15 protein-coding genes are annotated in these 15,614 nt (G+C 73.4%); 10 read left to right on the top strand and 5 right to left on the bottom strand.

Features of this window, described 5'->3' with window-relative positions:
• Positions 1 to 40: 40 nt before the first annotated feature.
• The gene (locus GCL84_RS06570; protein WP_156754461.1) at positions 41 to 913 is read left to right on the top strand and encodes a LysR substrate-binding domain-containing protein; all 873 of its coding nucleotides are present in this window, start codon (positions 41 to 43) and stop codon (positions 911 to 913) included.
• A gap of 279 nt (positions 914 to 1,192) precedes the next feature.
• Here GCL84_RS06570 and GCL84_RS06565 read toward each other — a convergent pair whose 3' ends face one another.
• Genes GCL84_RS06565 through GCL84_RS06550 form a run of 4 tightly spaced genes read right to left on the bottom strand, consistent with a single transcriptional unit; the run spans position 1,193 to position 5,710 of the window.
• Positions 1,193 to 3,097, bottom strand: coding sequence for a M20/M25/M40 family metallo-hydrolase (locus GCL84_RS06565; RefSeq protein WP_156754460.1), 1,905 nt, complete (start codon positions 3,095 to 3,097; stop codon positions 1,193 to 1,195).
• Between the two features lie 32 nt (positions 3,098 to 3,129).
• Positions 3,130 to 3,900: an SDR family NAD(P)-dependent oxidoreductase gene (locus GCL84_RS06560; protein ID WP_156754459.1), complete on the bottom strand. Its 771-nt coding sequence runs from the start codon at positions 3,898 to 3,900 to the stop codon at positions 3,130 to 3,132.
• A gap of 27 nt (positions 3,901 to 3,927) precedes the next feature.
• Positions 3,928 to 4,848 carry a sulfotransferase gene (locus GCL84_RS06555; RefSeq protein WP_197523058.1) on the bottom strand — a complete coding sequence of 307 codons (921 nt, stop codon included), beginning with the start codon at positions 4,846 to 4,848 and terminating at the stop codon, positions 3,928 to 3,930.
• A 4-nt stretch (positions 4,849 to 4,852) separates the two neighbouring features.
• A complete protein-coding gene (locus GCL84_RS06550) occupies positions 4,853 to 5,710 on the bottom strand; it encodes a family 3 encapsulin nanocompartment shell protein (RefSeq protein ID WP_197523057.1) in 858 nt (285 codons plus the stop codon).
• 252 nt (positions 5,711 to 5,962) lie between these two features.
• Here GCL84_RS06550 and lysW point away from each other — a divergent pair, with 252 nt between their 5' ends.
• From lysW to GCL84_RS06515, 7 genes are read left to right on the top strand one after another with little or no spacing between them, the layout of a single operon-like run.
• On the top strand, positions 5,963 to 6,145 hold the full coding sequence (gene lysW, locus GCL84_RS06545) for a lysine biosynthesis protein LysW (protein WP_156754458.1): 183 nt from the start codon (positions 5,963 to 5,965) through the stop codon (positions 6,143 to 6,145).
• Positions 6,146 to 6,182: 37 nt separating this feature from the next.
• Entirely contained in the window at positions 6,183 to 7,049 is an 867-nt protein-coding gene (locus tag GCL84_RS06540) for a RimK family alpha-L-glutamate ligase (protein WP_197523056.1), read from the top strand.
• The gene (gene argC / locus GCL84_RS06535; protein WP_156754457.1) at positions 7,046 to 8,071 is read left to right on the top strand and encodes an N-acetyl-gamma-glutamyl-phosphate reductase; all 1,026 of its coding nucleotides are present in this window, start codon (positions 7,046 to 7,048) and stop codon (positions 8,069 to 8,071) included. The genes GCL84_RS06540 and argC overlap by 4 nt, the downstream gene beginning before the upstream one ends.
• Positions 8,072 to 8,096: 25 nt before the next feature.
• On the top strand, positions 8,097 to 9,002 hold the full coding sequence (locus GCL84_RS06530) for a transketolase (RefSeq protein WP_156754456.1): 906 nt from the start codon (positions 8,097 to 8,099) through the stop codon (positions 9,000 to 9,002).
• On the top strand, positions 8,999 to 9,955 hold the full coding sequence (locus tag GCL84_RS06525; RefSeq protein WP_156754455.1) for a transketolase family protein: 957 nt from the start codon (positions 8,999 to 9,001) through the stop codon (positions 9,953 to 9,955). Before GCL84_RS06530 ends, GCL84_RS06525 begins: the two co-directional genes overlap by 4 nt.
• A gap of 9 nt (positions 9,956 to 9,964) precedes the next feature.
• Entirely contained in the window at positions 9,965 to 11,602 is a 1,638-nt protein-coding gene (locus GCL84_RS06520; protein WP_156754454.1) for an AMP-binding protein, read from the top strand.
• 11 nt (positions 11,603 to 11,613) lie between these two features.
• Positions 11,614 to 12,759 carry an acyl-CoA dehydrogenase family protein gene (locus GCL84_RS06515; protein ID WP_156754453.1) on the top strand — a complete coding sequence of 382 codons (1,146 nt, stop codon included), beginning with the start codon at positions 11,614 to 11,616 and terminating at the stop codon, positions 12,757 to 12,759.
• 141 nt (positions 12,760 to 12,900) lie between these two features.
• Here the strand turns inward: GCL84_RS06515 and GCL84_RS06510 are convergent, their stop codons facing one another.
• Positions 12,901 to 13,464 (bottom strand): CGNR zinc finger domain-containing protein, encoded by a 564-nt coding sequence (locus tag GCL84_RS06510; protein WP_156754452.1) that lies wholly within the window; start codon positions 13,462 to 13,464, stop codon positions 12,901 to 12,903.
• Positions 13,465 to 13,748: 284 nt separating this feature from the next.
• Here GCL84_RS06510 and GCL84_RS06505 point away from each other — a divergent pair, with 284 nt between their 5' ends.
• Together GCL84_RS06505 and GCL84_RS06500 are read left to right on the top strand one after the other, a co-directional pair.
• On the top strand, positions 13,749 to 15,191 hold the full coding sequence (locus GCL84_RS06505; protein ID WP_156754451.1) for an MFS transporter: 1,443 nt from the start codon (positions 13,749 to 13,751) through the stop codon (positions 15,189 to 15,191).
• 179 nt (positions 15,192 to 15,370) lie between these two features.
• A complete protein-coding gene (locus tag GCL84_RS06500) occupies positions 15,371 to 15,607 on the top strand; it encodes a hypothetical protein (RefSeq protein ID WP_156754450.1) in 237 nt (78 codons plus the stop codon).
• Positions 15,608 to 15,614: the final 7 nt, after the last annotated feature.

The following is a 15,614-nucleotide window of genomic DNA, read 5'->3' as shown; positions in this document are numbered from 1 at the left end:
CCCGGGAGCCCGGGCGGGAGCGGTGCACAGGAGGTGCACGATGTACCACGACCTGCAGATCAACCGATTACGAGCACTGGTCACCGTCGTCGACCTCGGCGGTTTCCGCCGGGCGGCCGAGGCGCTGCACATCACCCAGCCCGCGGTCAGCCAGCAGATCCGCCAGCTCGGCACGCTGGTCAAGGGCCCCATCTTCCTGTCGACCGGTCGCGACCTGCGGCTGAGCACACAGGGCGAGGAGCTGCTCGGCTACGCCAGGCGCATCGTCGCGCTCAACGACGAGGCCGTGGAGCGGTTCGTGCCGCCCCAGGGCAAGATCCGGCTGGCGCTGGGGGTGGGCGACCAGCTCGCCGAGGCGCTGCCGCAGATCCTGGCCCTGCTGGCCAAGGCCATGCCGCACGCCCAGATCAGCGTCCGCACCGGGATGAGCGAGTCGCTGGAGTCGCACGTGGCCGCCGGGCGGCTGGACCTGGTGCTGCTGCTGCAGCCCCGGCCCCAGCACTCCGCGGGCGCGACCTACGAGCTCGGCCGGGTCAAGATGGACTGGTTCGGCCAGCCGGTGCACGGCGAGGGGGCGGCGCTGCCGCTGACCCTGTTCACCGAGCCGTGCACGCTGCGCGGGCGGATCGTGGACACCTTCAACGCCTCGGACGTGCCGTGGCGGGTGGGGTACGAGGGCGCCGAGCTGATCGGGCTGCGCGCGGCGACCAAGGCCGGGCTCGGGGTGGCCTGCCTGGTGTCCAACGGCGACGAGCTGTGGGGCCTCGAGCGCACCAGGCGCGACCTGCCGCCCCCGCCCGGGCCGCTGCCGGTGACCATGGCGGTGTCGGCGGGCGCGGCCTCGCCCGGGTTCGTCCGGATCGCCAAGCGGGCCCTGCAGAACGCGCTGCACGGGTACCCGTTCGCCGAGTGACGCCCGGGCCCGGGCCGGGGGAGGGCCTGCGGCGCCACCACCTCGACAGCCACCTGGGCACGACGCGGGCGTGATCGCTGCTCTCGACCCGGTGGGCCCGCGGGTCCGCGGTTCGTCGCCGACCCGCGGGCGCCCGGCGGTCGCGCTCCGGCAGGGCGGGGCGCGACGGACGCCCGCTGTGGAGAGAACAGCGACCGGGGGCCCGCCCCTCGGGCAAGCGGGGTGACCGCAGTGGAAGGGCCCCGGCGCTGAGTGCGCCGGGGCCCTTCCGCGTGTCGCTCACTGGGCTGTGCCCTCGCCACGGGCCTCGGTGGTCGTGGCGACCCTGCCCGCCTGGTCGAGCCAGTTCCGCACCGCCCGCCCCAGCACCCGGCGCGCGAGGCGGAACTCCTCGGCGGCGATGTGCTCCTCGGGGGTGTGGTCCAGCGCGGCGTCCCCGGGGCCGTAGGCGACCATCGGCACGTCCCGCCAGGTGGTGGCGAGGGTGTTCATGTCGCTGCTGCCCTTCTTCGCCAGGAAGCGCGGGGCGACCCCGTTGTCGCCGAAGGCGCGGGAGAAGGCCTTCACCAGCGCGCTGGTGCGGGCCGTGGCCAGGCCGGGGGTCGCGCGCAGGACCGTCGCCTCGGCCGGGGCCGCCGCCCCGGTGACCAGGGTGGCCAGGTCGTGCACGTCGGTGGCGCGCGGGACCCGGACGTCGAACACGGCCTCGCCGCGCTGGAAGTCGCCCGCGTTCCTGGCGTCGACGCCCAGCACCGCGACCATCGCCTCCGGGGAGAACGCGGCGATCTCGGCGCGCAGCCGGGTGATCACGTCGACGAGCTGGTCGGCCGCCGTGGAGACGCCGTTGCCCGCGGTGTGGCCCACGGGCGTGGCGATCGACAGGCGGACCTTGAGCAGGCCGTTGTAGCTGATGGTCAGCGCGCCGGAACCACTGGGCTCGCCGATGACCACCGCGTCGGCGGGGTAGTGGTCGCGGACGTGGAACGCGCCCGCGGCCGTCATCTCCTCCTCGACCGCGCCGACGACCCGGATCTGCGCCCAGGGCGGGACGCTGGTCTCGGCCAGGGTCTCCAGGAACGCCACCAGCGAGCCCTTGGCGTCCACGCAGCCCCGGCCGTGCAGCACCCCGTCCGCCCACCGGGCGGGCCAGCGGTGCGGCACGGTGTCGATGTGCCCCAGCATGAGCAGCCGCTGCGGGCCGCTGCCGCGCACGGCCACGAGGTTGCCCGCGGCGTCGACGCGCGCGTCGACGCCGTGCTCGGTGCACCAGTCGACGAGGTAGTCGGCCAGCTCGCGCTCGTCGGCCGAGACCGAGGAGATCTCCACGGCCCTGGTCAGCAGCGACAGGTCCGCCGCGGGCGGGGTGGCCCGCCAGAACCGGGTGCCGGAGGCGGGGGTGAGCACGTGCGGACCGGTGATGGCGACGTCCGCCGCGCCGGTCAGCGCGATCTCGGCGGCGCGCACCTTCTGCCGCATCCGGCCCTTGGCGTGGCGCCCGCCCTCGCCCGGCAGCACGTCGGCCACCCGCGAGGTCGGGTCGGCCGGGTCGGCCAGCAGCCCGGGGGTGCCGGTCACCAGCCGCAGGTGGTCGGCGTCGAGCGCGTTGGCCAGCTCCGCGGCCAGCACGTCGGCGTCGACGTTGAGCGGCGAGCCGCCCGCGGCGTCGGCCACCGGCGGCGACAGGCACACCACGTCGAAGGCCTCCAGCAGCGCCAGCAGCCGGTCGGTGTCCACACCGGACACCGTGCCCGCCCGGTGGTCGCGGATGATGGTGACCTTCCCGTCGCGCACGGCCCGGATCGGCGGGTTCGCCGTCCCGGCCACCACGGCGTCGTCGTCGGCGACCGCGGCGTGCACGGTCAGCCCCCTGGTGGCCAGCGCCCGGCGCACCCTCGGGAGGGTGACCCGCTCGTAGGCGCCGACGATGTGCGCCATCTCCTCCGGCGGGCAGTAGCGCACGTCGTCGCCGTTGCGCAGGCGCAGGAAGCGGATGTCCCTGCCCAGGGCGGCGTAGTGCTCGACGATGCCCGCCGCGCCCCCCGCCACCAGCAGCACCCTGGCGCCGCGCTGCCGGATCTGGGCCAGCTCGTCGAAGACGTTCTCGTGGTGCAGCGAGGCGCTGCCGATCTTGACCACGTACAGCGCGGCGCTGCGCGCGCTGGCGACGTGTCCGAGTGCGGACATCGTTCCCTCCTGGTTCGGCGGGGCCTGACGGGTCAGGCGAATCCCCGGGTGTTGCCGCCGTCGGCCACGAGGACCGTTCCGGTGACGTAGTCGGCCTGTTCACTGGCGAGGAAGGCGGCCAGCGCGCCGAAGTGGTCGACGTCGCCGATGCGCCCCAGCGGGATGCGACCGGCCACCTTCGCCAGCTCCGCGTCCACCTCCGCGCCGAACTGCTCGTCGAGGATCGGTGTGCGGTGGAAGCCCGGCGCGAGCACGTTGACCGTGACCCCGCTCGCGCCGAACGCGTGCACCAGCCCCTTCATGTGGCCGAGCACCCCGAGCCGCGCCACCGACGACAGGCCCGACTCGGGGTGCGGCTGCCGGACCGCCTCGGAGGCGATCATCAGCACCCGGCCCCAGCCGCGGGCCCGCAGGATCGGCAGCGCGGCCAGGGTGATGGCCACGTGCGGGAGCAGGTTCTGCTCGACGGCCTCGCGCACGTCGGCGACGCCGAAGCTGTCCACCGGCCCGAACGGGACGCCGCCGGTGTTGGTCACCACGACGTCGAGCCCGCCGAAGGTGTCGGCGGTGTGGCGCACCCACGCCGCGGCCGCGGCCTCGTCGCCGATGTCGACGGGGTGGCTGAGCACCTCGCCGGGGCCCTCGGCGTTGACCTCGGCGTGCGCCCTGGCCAGCCGGGCCGGGTCGCGCCCGCAGAGGGACACGTGCGCGCCCTCCCTGGCCAGCGCCTTGGCCACGGCCAGGCCCAGGCCGCTGCTGGAGGCCGCGACCGCGGCGACGCGGTCCTTGATGCCCAGGTCCATGGTGTTCTCCAGCTCCTTCGCGACGGCCTAACCGGCGGGCAGCAGGGGGTAGCCGTAGCGGGTCAGCAGCGGGGCGGCGGTCGCTGTCGCGGCGGTGATCTCCCGCCGCGACAGCGCCGTCCGCCACCGCTCGTCGGACCGGATGGCGGTCACGCCGGTGCTGAGCCGGTCGGGGTTCCCGGTGACGGTGTGGTTGACGCCGAGCGCGACCCGGCCCCGGTCGTCGACCGGGTTGTCGCCGTCGAGGCCCGCGAAGGCCATGACGGCGGCGATCACCGAGCGCGGGTCCGCGCACAGGTCCTCGTGCCGGACGCGCAGGTAGCGCTCCGGCGCGGCCCGGCCCAGCAGCTCGGAGGCGGCGTTGAACGCCGTCCAGTAGGCGCTGCTGCGGGCCGGTCCCATCGGGTCGATGTAGTCCTTGGCGCGCTTGTAGGACAACGCCGTCGGCCTCGGGTCGCGCACCACGTGCAGCACCCGGACGTCCACATCGGACCGACCGAGCAGCGCCGCCGCCTCGGCCGGGTACTTCGACCCGTCGACGACGAGCCGGTCGGCGCCGCCCGCGGCCAGCAGGTGGTAGACCGCGGCGGTGCGGCCGGTCGCCTCGGCGACGCCGGGCGGGGGCCCGCCGCCGTCCTGCCAGTCGCGCAGGCGGGCGGCGGTGTGCCGGGTGCGCAGGTGCCGCCGCTGCTGGCCCATCATCCGGCGCGCCGCCGCCAGGGCCGACGATCCGTCGTCGTCGAGCACCGCCGACCACAGCGCGCACGCGGTGATGTCGCGACCGCACCCGCAGGTGGTGTTGGTGCCCTGCTTGAGCACCCCGTTGCGCCACAGGTAGTGCAGCTCGCCGACGTGCAGCACGCCGGGAAGCTCGTTGAGGACGTTGCCCAGCAGCGTGCTGCCGCTGCGCATCCAGCCCGTGATGTAGAGGACCCTCGGCCGCGACACCGGACTACTCGCCCGACTGCCAGGTCAGCGCGATCAGGTGCTGCGGCAGGTGCACCGCGAGCCCGATCCGGCTCGACGCCTCGAACACGTCCCCGCCGTCGGCGCCCGCGCCCCGGCGCAGCGCGATGTGCGCGACGTCGGGCAGCAGCAGCGTGAAGGCGGCCCGGAAGTCGCCGAGCAGCAGGGTGTCGCGCGGGATCATCCTGGTGCGCGAGACGGTGACGCCCGCGCCCCGCAGCCGCTCCAGCAGGCCGGTGCGCACCATCTCCCAGTAGGTGAACGGGTGCGCGACGACGCCGTCGCAGGACCCGCCGGTCTCCTCGACCTCGGCCGCGGTCTCGGTCACCGCGGCGGCCAGGCCGTGCGGGGAGGCGATGTCGCGCGTGCCGGGCAGGTTGAGCAGGCCTTTGATCGCGCCGTCGGCGGTGCCGGTCAGCAGCGACTGGTTCTCCACCACCGAGAGCCGGACCAGCACGCGGAAGTCCACGTACTGCGGCAGCAGCTCGGGGTGGTCGAGGATGCCCGCGGGCGCGGGGACGCGCGCGACCAGGTCGGTCAGCGGGGTCCGCTGCAGCACCGGCGCGAACGCGGCCTCCGGGGTGGCGGCGTAGCTGGTGCCCGCGGCGGCGAGCGCGCCCACCGGCGGCTCGTGCACGAACGTGGCCGGGCCGTCCGGTGTCGCCGCGGTCTTGAGCAGGTGGCGGACGGGGTAGCGGGGCCGCGAGGCGAACAGCGGGAACGCCGCGGGCAGGTGCGTGCTGAACGGCACCACCAGGTCGCCGGGGCCCGCGGCGGCCGCGGCGGCGGCGAACGCCTCGCCGGGGGTCTGGGCCACGTCCGCGGGGAGGAGAGTCCCTGTCATCTGCGCTCCTTGCTCGAAACCGGGGAGGTGCTGGGAATGGGAAATCGCTTCGCACCGAGCATAGGGTTCACCGGCCGCTGATTTACCGTCCGTGCGAAAAGCCCTGCTTATGTTGTTCTCGGAACCCGGTTATACGGCCAGCACATAACCCACTCGGTGTGCATTGAGAAGGGGACTTTATTGGATATTTTCACGTTCGGGGCCTAAATTGATCCCATACCGTCACGCACAGCGACAACGAGGGGCGAAGTCATGCAGAAGACCATTTCCGGCGCCGTGTGCCCGGAGTGCGACGCGCAGGTCGGCCTGGACGCCGACGCGCGGGTCAGCGAGATCGTCGAGTGCGTCGAGTGCCGCAGCGAGCTGGAGGTCAAGTCCGTCGAGCCGCCGCTGCTCGAGCTCGCGCCCGAGGTCGAGGAGGACTGGGGCGAGTAACGGGGTCCGCCACAACGACGAGCCACAAAAGGGAAGCATGACGATGAACTCCGACGCCGCCGCACTCGGTATCCTGGCCTCTCGAGTGCGGTTCGAGGAAAAGTCCATCATGGCCGCTCTCGACCGCAGGGGCATCGCTTTCGAGCACCTCGACCCGCGCACGCTGCACATCGCGGGCGGGAATTCCTGGACCGGTCCTGGGCTCGTCATCAACCGCGAGGTCGGCCATTTCCGCGCCCGCTACGCCGCGAGCGCGCTGGAATCGGTCGGGGTGGTCGTGCTCAACTCCGCCGCGGCCACCCACGTCAGCGGCGACAAGTGGCTCACCTCGGCGGCGCTGCTGCGCGCCGGGCTGCCGACACCGGCGACCTCGCTGGCGCTGACCCCGGACGCCGCGCTCAAGGCGCTCGACGAGCTGGGCTACCCCGCCGTGGTCAAGCCGCTCGTCGGGTCCTGGGGCAGGCTCGTCACCCAGGTCACCGACCGGGCGATGGCCGCGGCGGTCCTCGAGCACATCGAGGCGCTGCCCTCCCCGCAGTCGCACGTGGTCTACCTGCAGGCGCTCGTGCCCAAGGCCGACAACGACATCCGGGTCGTCGTGGTCGGCGGGGAGCCGATCGGGGCCACCCGCCGCCGCGGCGACCAGTGGCGCACCAACGTCGCGCGCGGCGCGGTCAGCCAGGTGTGCGCGCTGACCGACGAGATCACCGACCTGGCCGCGCGGGCCGCGGCGGCGGTCGGCGCCGACATCGCCGGGGTCGACCTCATCGAGGACACCGAAGGAGGGCTCACCGTGCTCGAGGTCAACGACAGGGTGGAGTTCAGGGGCTTCCAGGGCGCGCACTCCGGTGTGGACGTCGCGGAGCGGATCGTGGACCTGGCCGCGGCGAGGGGCGTCCGATGATCAGGGTCGCCGTGGTCGGGGCCGCCGGGTACATCGGCGGCGAGCTGCTGCGGGTGCTCACCACGCACCCGGACGTGGAGGTCGCCGCGGCGACCTCGCGCAGCCTGCAGGGCCGCCAGGTCGACGGGGTGCACCCGAACCTGCGCGGGCGCACCAGGCTCGCCTTCTCCGACGAGGACGCGCTCGACCAGTACGACGTGGTGTTCCTGGCGACCCCGCACAAGGAGACCATGACCAGGATGCCCGACTTCCTCGGGCTGGCGAAGACGGTCATCGACCTGTCCGGCGACTTCCGGCTCGGCTGCCCGGAGGCCTACCAGGCCTACTACGGGGTCCGGCACAGCGCGCCGGAGCTGCTCGACAGCTTCACCACGGGGCTGCCGGAGCTGCACCGCGAGGAGCTGCGCACCGCGGACCGGATCAGCGTCCCCGGCTGCATGGCCACCGCGGGCATCCTCGGGCTGACCCCGCTGGCCAAGGCGGGCCTGCTCGCCGGGGACGTCACCGTCGACGCGCGCACCGGCTCCAGCGGGTCGGGGGCCAGGGCCGGGGTGGAGAACACCCACTCCGAGCGCAGCGGCGCGATGCGCGTGTTCGCCCCGGTCCGCCACCGGCACGAGGCGGAGATCGCCCAGGCCACCGGCCTGCCGATCCGGATGTCGGCCACCGGCGTCGAGGCGGTGCGCGGCGTGCAGCTCGTCTGCCGCACCCGGCTGGCCCCCGGGGTGGACGAGCGGGCGGTCCGCAAGACCTACCGCGCCGCCTACGCCGACGAGCCGTTCGTCCGCGTGGTCGCCGAGCGCCGGGGCCTGCACCGCTTCCCCGACGCCAAGATCCTGTCCGGCTCGAACTTCTGCGACGTCGGGTTCGCCCTGGAGGCGGGGTCCGGCCACATCACGGTCATCGCGGCGCTGGACAACCTGGTCAAGGGCGGGGCGGGCAACGCGGTCCAGTGCATGAACGTGCGCCACGGGCTGCCCGAGCGCGCTGGGCTGGAGTTCACCGGCCTGCACCCCAACTGACCCCGGTCGAAAGGACACAAAGGGCATGAGCAGCACGTTCGCGGTGCGCGGCGGCCAGGCGCCGACCGCGCCCGCAGCCGCCCCGGCCACAGGGGCCGAGCACCGGCAGACCGACCGAACCGACCTCACCGAGGTCACCGCACGGATCCGCGAGCACGTCGTCACCATGTGCGCCGGTCGCGAGGGCGGCCACGTCGGCGGCTCGATGTCGCTGGTGGAGATCCTGTCCGTCCTCTACTTCCGGGTGATGCTGGTCGACCCGGGCTTCCCGGCCTGGCCCGACCGCGACGTCCTGCTGCTGAGCAAGGGCCACGGCGGGATCGGGCTCTACGCCACGCTGGCCGAGGCCGGGTACTTCCCGGTCGAGCGGCTGGCCGAGTACGGCGAGCACGGCAGCCCGCTCATGGCGCACCCCAACACGGAGGTGCCCGGGGTGGAGATGCCGACCGGGTCGCTCGGCCACGGCTTGGCGCTGGGCATCGGCTTCGCGCTGGCCAACCGGCTCGACGACACCGACCGCAGGACCTTCGTCGTCATGGGCGACGGGGAGTTGCAGGAGGGCTCGGTGTGGGAGGCGGCCTCGGTCGCCGCGGCGCACCGGCTCGACGGGCTGGTCGCGGTCGTCGACCGCAACGGCCTGCAGATCACCGGCGCCACGGCCGAGGTCAACGACCTGGAGCCGCTGGCCGACCGGTGGCGGGCGTTCGGCTGGCGGGTGTTCGAGGTCGACGGCCACGACGTGGACGCGCTCACCGACGCCCTCTCCGCCGCGCCGGGGCAGGACCGGCGCCCCACCGTCGTCATCGCCAGGACCGTCAAGGGCAAGGGGCTGCCGATGGTGGAGGACCAGGCCCGCAGCCACTACGCCAAGCTCGGCGGGCGGCAGCACCGGCTGGCGCTCGAGGCCCTGCGCAAGGCGCGTCGCCCGTGAGCGCCCCCGCGGTCCCCGCGCCGCCCAAGGCCCCCTCCTCCCGCGAGGTCTACCGGGACATCCTCACCGAGCTGATGCCCCGCGACGAGCGGGTGGTCTGCCTCGACACCGACACCGGCCTGTTCGGTGGGGTCGACTTCGGCCCCGCGGCGGGCCGCTACGTCAACATCGGCATCGCCGAGCACACCCTGATGGGCGCGGCGGCGGGGCTGGCCAAGCAGGGCCGGGTCCCGTTCGCCAACACCATGGCGGCGTTCGCGTCGTCGCGCGCCATCGAGGCAGTCAAGATCAACATTGCCTACAACGACCTGCCCGTGCGGATCGCCGCCACCCACTCCGGGGTGTCGGCGGGCCACCTGGGCGCCACCCACCACTCGCTCGAGGACATCGCGGCGATGCGGGTGCTGCCCAACATGACCGTGGTCGTCGCCGCGGACGCCGCCAGCACGGACTCCCTGGTGCGCCAGGCGCTCGCGCTGCCCGGCCCGGTGTACCTGCGGCTGGGGCGCAACGCCGTGCCGGACCTGCCCGCCGGGCCGCCGGTCGTCCTCGGCCAGGCCCAGGTGCTGCGCCAGGGCACCGACGTCACCATCGCCGCCTGCGGCGCCTACCCGGTGCTCTCGGCGTGGGAGGCGGCCGAGGAGCTGTCCGGACTCGGCATCGACGCCACGGTCCTGCACGTGCACACGGTCAAGCCGCTGGACACCGCGACCCTGGCCGCGGCCGCGGGCATCACCGGGACGGTCATCACCGTCGAGGAGCACTGGCGGGCCGGTGGCTTCGGCGCCGCGGTGGCCGAGGCGCTGACCGAACTGCTGCCGGTGCGCGTGCACCGGCTCGGGATGCCGGACCGGTTCGTCTCGGTCTCCGGCTCCCAGCGCTACCTGCTCGACCGCGCGGGCGTCACCGCCGCGGCCATCGTCGAGCGGGCCACGTCGAGCGTGAAGGGATAGGTCCCCATCATGGGCGACACAGCGATTTCCACGGCAGCGGCGGACCGGTACCGGGCCCAGGGGTGGTGGCGCGAGGAGACGGTCCTCGACGACCTGCGCCGCGCGGTCGCGGCGACCCCGGACAAGACGGCCCTGGTGTGCTACCAGAGCGTGCCCACGGGCGAGTTCGGCCCGGTGTCGCTCACCTACCGCGAGCTCGCCGAGAAGGTCGAGCGGATCGCGGGCAACCTGCACCGGCTCGGGGTCCGCCACGGCGATGTGGTGACGCTGCACCTGCCCAACACCTGGCAGCTGGCCGCGCTGATCCTGGCCTGCGCCAGGATCGGCGCGGTCGCGGGCCCGATAGTGCCGATCATGCGGCGGCGCGAGGTCGAGTTCATGGTCGGGCTCACCGAGAGCCCGGTCTACATCGCCGCGGCCGAGTTCCGCAGGTTCGACTACGCGGCCATGAGCGCCGAGGTCGCCGCGAACGTCCCCACCCTGCGCCACCGGGTCATCCTCGGCGGCGGGGCGGTGGGCGGCTCGCTGGACTTCGACGCCGAGCTGCTCGACACCGAGTCCTCGCTCGACGGCGCGGTCGAGGCGGGCCCGGACGACCTGGCGCAGGTCATGTTCACCTCCGGCACCACCGGCGAGCCCAAGGGCGTCGTGCACAGCCACAACACGCTGCACTCGATGAACAAGGCCCAGGCCGACGTCCTCGGCCTCACCGCCGACGAGGTCACCGCCATGGGGTCGCCGACCGCGCACCAGGCGGGCTACACCTGGAACCTGCTCATGCCGCTGCACCTGGGGGCGACCTCGGTGCACGTCGACCACTGGGACGCCAGGGTCATGCTGCCGATCCTGGCCCAGCGGCGGGTCACCTTCTTCATGGGCGCCCCGCCGTTCCTGTCCGACCTGGTGAACTGGCAGCTGGAGACCCCGTACGACCTCTCGGCGCTGGCGGTGTTCGCCACCGGCAGCGCGCCCGTCCCGCCGGTGCTGGTGGAGGGCTGCGTCGAGGTGCTCGGCTGTCGGTTATACGCCCTGTGGGGCATGACCGAGAACGGCTGCGTGACCATCACCCGCCCCGAGGAGCCGGTGCTGCGGGCCTCCGAGAGCGACGGGACCGCCGTGCCCGGCATGCGGGTCCGCCTGGTCGACGACAACGGCGACCCGGTGCCGCCCGGGGCCGTCGGGGCCTTGCAGGTCCGCGGGTCCGCGCAGTGCCTCGGGTACTACCGCCGCCAGGACGCCTACGCGGAGAACGTGACCGCCGACGGCTGGTTCGACACCGGCGACCTCGCCCGCGACGACGGCCACGGCGGCATCCGCATCACCGGCCGGGTCAAGGACCTCATCATGCGCGGGGCGGAGAACATCCCCGCCGTGGAGGTCGAGGCCGCGCTGCTGCGGCACACCGCGGTCACCGACGTCGCCGTCGTGGGCTACCCCGACGAGCGGCTCGGCGAGCGCGCCTGCGCCGTCGTGGTCGCCGCCGACGGCGCCGCGCTGACGATGGACGACCTCACCTCGCACCTCGACGGGCTGGGCATGGTCAAGCACTACTGGCCCGAGCGGCTGGAGCTCGTGCCCGCCCTGCCCAGGACGCCGTCCGGCAAGATCCAGAAATTCGCCCTGCGCGAGCTGTTGCGCGCCCAGTAGGAGGGTCCACGATGGACTTCGAGTTCACCGCGGAGCAGAAGGCGTTCGCCAAGAGCACCGCCGACTTCGCCGCGTCCCGCATCGCCCCGCACCGCCGGGACAACGACGTGCGCGGCAGCTACCGCGACGGCCTGATCGCCGAGATCGCCGCCGAGGGCCTCTACGGCCTGCGCGTGCCCGCCGAGCACGGCGGCCTGGAGCTGGACGCGGTCAGCGCGGGCATCGCGCTGGAGGAGCTGGCGGCGGCGGACCTGACGGTCTGCTTCCCCGTCCTCAACGCCGCGCTGGTCGCCGGGGTGCTCGCCGCCAACGGCACCCCGGAGCAGCTCCGGCGCTGGCTGCCCCCGATCGCCCGCGGCGAGGCCGTCGTCGCGGTCGCGCTGACCGAGCCCGACCACGGCACCGACGCGGCCAACATCGCCATGACCGCCGAGCCCGACGGCGACGGCTGGGTGCTGACCGGGGTCAAGGCCTCGATCATGGCCACCGCCTACGCCACCCACGGGCTGGTCTTCGCCCGCACCGGCGGCCCCGGCGCGCGCGGGGTCACCGCGTTCTACATCGGACTCGACGACCCGGGCGTCACCCGCGAGCGCACCAACGACCTGGGCTGCCGGGCGGGTGGTCGCGGCGACCTCGTCTTCGACCGGGTGCGCGTGGGCCGCGAGGACGTCGTCGGCGGGCCCGGCGACGGGTTCATCGAGGTGATGCGCGGCTTCGGGTTCTCCCGCGCGCTCATCGCCCTGATGGCGCTGGGGGTCGCCCGCGCCGCGCTGGACGAGGCGATCGCCCACGCCAAGAGCAGGGTCGCCTTCGGCCAGCCGCTGTCCAAGTACCAGTCGGTGGCGTTCTCGCTGGTCGAGCACGCCACGGTCCTGCACGCCGCCCGGCTGGTCGCCCTCGAGGCGCTGACCAGGCAGGACGAGGGCCTGGACCCGGTGCTGCCGTCGAACATGGCCAAGTGGTGGGCCCCCAAGGCCGCCGTCGAGGCCGTGCAGCAGGCGCTGCTCGTGCTCGGGCACCTCGGCTACACCGAGGACGGCCCGATCGCCCAGCGGCTGCGCGACGTCATCGGCATGCAGCTCGCCGACGGCACCGCCGCGGCCACTAAGCTCGTGGTCGCCCGGTCGCTGCTCGGCCGCGAGCACGCGCCCTGACAGGCGTGAGCGGTCACCGCTGACGGCGTGAGAAACGCACGCCGCAGTGGTGACCGCCGCCCTGGTCCGGGGACCGATCCCGCGCACATACTTGATCTCGGTCCACGTGGCTGCGTCATCACCGAGGGGAGCCACACGGTGTCAACCTTGATCACCCTGTTCGCGCTTGCCCTGCCGGTAGACGCGCATCTTCGCCCGCGTGCCGCACACCTGCATCGAGCACCAGCGGCTCGCCCGGTTGCGGGAGCGGTCGTAGAAGGCCCACTCGCACCGGTGTTCCTGGCACGCCTTCAACCGCTGCCACGAACCGTCCGTGGCCGCCTCGGCCACCTTCGCCAGCACCGCGCCCAGCGCGCCGCGCACGTCGTCGTGCGCCGGGCCCAGGGCGATGCCGCCCGCCCCGACCCGCAGCACCAGCGGGCAGTCCCTGGCGACGTGCTCGACCACCCGGTGCGCCGCGGTGTCCTGCTCGGCGCCGTTGTTCTCCCGCAGCAGCGAGCGCAGCGCCTCGCGCAGCGCCACCGCGTCCCGGCGGTCCGGCTCACCGAGGTCCGCGGCGGTGAAGCCGTTGCGGCCCAACCACCGCGCGAGCCCGTCGGTGGTCTCGAACTCGTCCGGTCCGTGCTCGACGTTGACGCTGTTGACGAACGACTGCACGAGGGCGAGCCCGCCCGGGGCCGCCGCTCTGTCTCCTGGTTGTCCCATCACCCAGGTAACGTTACCTGCCAAGCGGATTCGCTGGTAGTGACGTGTTCACGACTTGTCCGGGACGCCGTCCCGTGGCCGGTCGGTTCCAGCCCTGTTCCACCGTTGGGAGCGACAGACCCCGCCATGGGTTCGCCACCGGTGTGCCGCGTGCACCGGTAACGGAGGCCGTGTCCTCGTCATCCAGCAGGAATGCAGGAGAAATCCCGCACGGCCTGGTGTGGTCGGTCCAGCACCGACCTCGTTCGCCGTGCTCTCACACGACAAGACAGGAGAAAGGAATCATGAGCACTCAGGTGGCAACCAAGCGGCCCCCGCTGATGCTGCTGTGCCTGGCGCAGTTCATCCTCACGCTCGATTTCGCGATCGTGAACGTGGCCCTGCCGTGGATCAAGACGGACCTGGCGTTCACCGACGGCGCCATGCCGTGGGTGGTCGGCGCCTACGCGCTGTTCTACGGTGGCTTCCTGCTGCTGGGCGGCCGCGTCGGCGACATCATCGGCCGCAAGCGCATGTTCGTGTGGGGCCTGGCCGTGTTCACCCTGGCCTCGCTGGTCGGCGGGTTCGCCGACTCCCCGCTGCTGCTCATCGTCTCCCGCGCGCTGCAGGGCCTGTCGGCGGCCGCCGTCGCCCCCGCCGTGCTGGCGATGATCGGCGCCGGGTACCCGGAGGGCGCCGAGCGCGCCAAGGCGATGGGCGTGTTCGGCGCCGTGTCCTCGGTCGGCTTCGCGGGCGGCGTGCTCGCGGGCGGCGTCCTCACCGAGGTCTTCGGCTGGCGCGCGGTCATGTTCGTCAACATCCCGGTCGGGATCTACATGGTCGTCGCCGCGGCGATGAAGCTGACCGACGACAGCGCCCAGACCCGCAAGGCCAGGATCGACGTCCCGGGCGCCATCCTGGTGACCGCGAGCATGTGCTCGATCGCCTACGCGCTGACGATCGCCTCGGAGCAGGGTTGGGGCGCCGGCGGCACCCTGGTCCCGCTCGTCGGCGGCGTCGTGCTCCTGGCGGCCTTCATCGGCCTGCAGGCGAAGGTGGCCAACCCGCTGGTGCCGCTGTCCATCTTCGCCAACCGCGGTGTCACCAGCGGCAACCTGGTGGCGTTCCTGTCCGGCGGCGTGATGTCGATCTCGACGTTCTTCATCACGCTGTACCTGCAGCACGTGCTGGGCTTCTCGGCCATCCTGACGGGCCTGGCGTTCTTCCCGCAGGCGCTGGTGGTCGTGTTCGCCTCGCTGCCGGTGGCCAAGTCGACGGCCAAGCTGGGCGCCCGCCCGGTCCTGGTCTTCGGCTCGGTCTTCCTGATCGCGGGCTCGCTGTGGCTCGCGCTCACCCCGGCCGACGGCTCCTTCGCCGCCAACGTGCTCCCGGGCGGGCTCGCCCTCGGCGTCGGCATCACGGTAATGATGATCAGCACCGCCGCCGCCGCCATGACCGGTGTCGCGCCCCAGCAGATGGGTCTCGCCTCCGGCCTGTACAACTCCAACCGCCAGCTCGGCGTCGGTCTCCTGCTCGCGGTCGCGGTCACCATCGCCACGCTCACCGGCGACGCGACGGGCGCGATCACGGTCGCGGGCGTGCAGAGCGCCTTCTGGTTCTCCGCGGGCATCGCGACCCTGGTGCTGCTCATCTCGCTGTTCCTGGTTCCCTCCCTGTCCAAGCAGGCCCCGGCCGCCGCTCCCGTGGAGCGCGCGCCCGAGGCCGAGGCCCCGCTGGCAAGTGCCTGAAGGGGGCTTAGCGCACTCCCCGACTGACCCGGACCGGCCCCGGTGGCGATTGACGCCACCGGGGCCGGTCCGCGCCTGTCCCGGGTGAGCAGAAACCCTTATCGCGGGGGCGTTGTCCGAGGGGTGTTACCGCCATACAGTTTTAGGTGGTAACCATCACCGCATCCCTGGGAGGGCGCATGAGCCACCTTGAGATCCTGCACGAGTTCGGGGAGTTGCAGTTCGCCAGACCGGGGTTGAACGCCTCGCCGGAGGTGGTGGCCGCCTGGTACCGGCGCAAGGCGGGGCTGTTCGCGCGCATCGCCGAGCGCGGGGGGCCGGAGGCGGCCGACGCGGCGCACCAGGCGCGGCTGGCGGCCACGCGGGCGGAGCGGGTCCTGGCCGACGGGGCGCAGCAGCGGCTGCGGGCGGCGTGAGGGGTCG

It is taken from the genome of Actinokineospora pegani, from assembly GCF_009745975.1.
GTDB classification, from domain to species: Bacteria; Actinomycetota; Actinomycetes; order Mycobacteriales; family Pseudonocardiaceae; genus Actinokineospora; species Actinokineospora pegani.
The sequence above is the reverse complement of the archived record's forward strand: the minus strand, read 5'-3'. Positions and strand labels throughout refer to the sequence as shown.

Coding starts and splice junctions, on each gene's coding strand:
- GCL84_RS06570 (WP_156754461.1), top strand. CDS start 41: ATGTACCACGACCTGCAGATCAACCGATTACGAGCACTGGTCACCGTC.
- GCL84_RS06565 (WP_156754460.1), bottom strand. CDS start 3,097: ATGTCCGCACTCGGACACGTCGCCAGCGCGCGCAGCGCCGCGCTGTAC.
- GCL84_RS06560 (WP_156754459.1), bottom strand. CDS start 3,900: ATGGACCTGGGCATCAAGGACCGCGTCGCCGCGGTCGCGGCCTCCAGC.
- GCL84_RS06550 (WP_197523057.1), bottom strand. CDS start 5,710: ATGACAGGGACTCTCCTCCCCGCGGACGTGGCCCAGACCCCCGGCGAG.
- lysW (WP_156754458.1), top strand. CDS start 5,963: ATGCAGAAGACCATTTCCGGCGCCGTGTGCCCGGAGTGCGACGCGCAG.
- GCL84_RS06540 (WP_197523056.1), top strand. CDS start 6,183: ATGACGATGAACTCCGACGCCGCCGCACTCGGTATCCTGGCCTCTCGA.
- argC (WP_156754457.1), top strand. CDS start 7,046: ATGATCAGGGTCGCCGTGGTCGGGGCCGCCGGGTACATCGGCGGCGAG.
- GCL84_RS06530 (WP_156754456.1), top strand. CDS start 8,097: ATGAGCAGCACGTTCGCGGTGCGCGGCGGCCAGGCGCCGACCGCGCCC.
- GCL84_RS06520 (WP_156754454.1), top strand. CDS start 9,965: ATGGGCGACACAGCGATTTCCACGGCAGCGGCGGACCGGTACCGGGCC.
- GCL84_RS06515 (WP_156754453.1), top strand. CDS start 11,614: ATGGACTTCGAGTTCACCGCGGAGCAGAAGGCGTTCGCCAAGAGCACC.
- GCL84_RS06510 (WP_156754452.1), bottom strand. CDS start 13,464: ATGGGACAACCAGGAGACAGAGCGGCGGCCCCGGGCGGGCTCGCCCTC.
- GCL84_RS06505 (WP_156754451.1), top strand. CDS start 13,749: ATGAGCACTCAGGTGGCAACCAAGCGGCCCCCGCTGATGCTGCTGTGC.
- GCL84_RS06500 (WP_156754450.1), top strand. CDS start 15,371: ATGAGCCACCTTGAGATCCTGCACGAGTTCGGGGAGTTGCAGTTCGCC.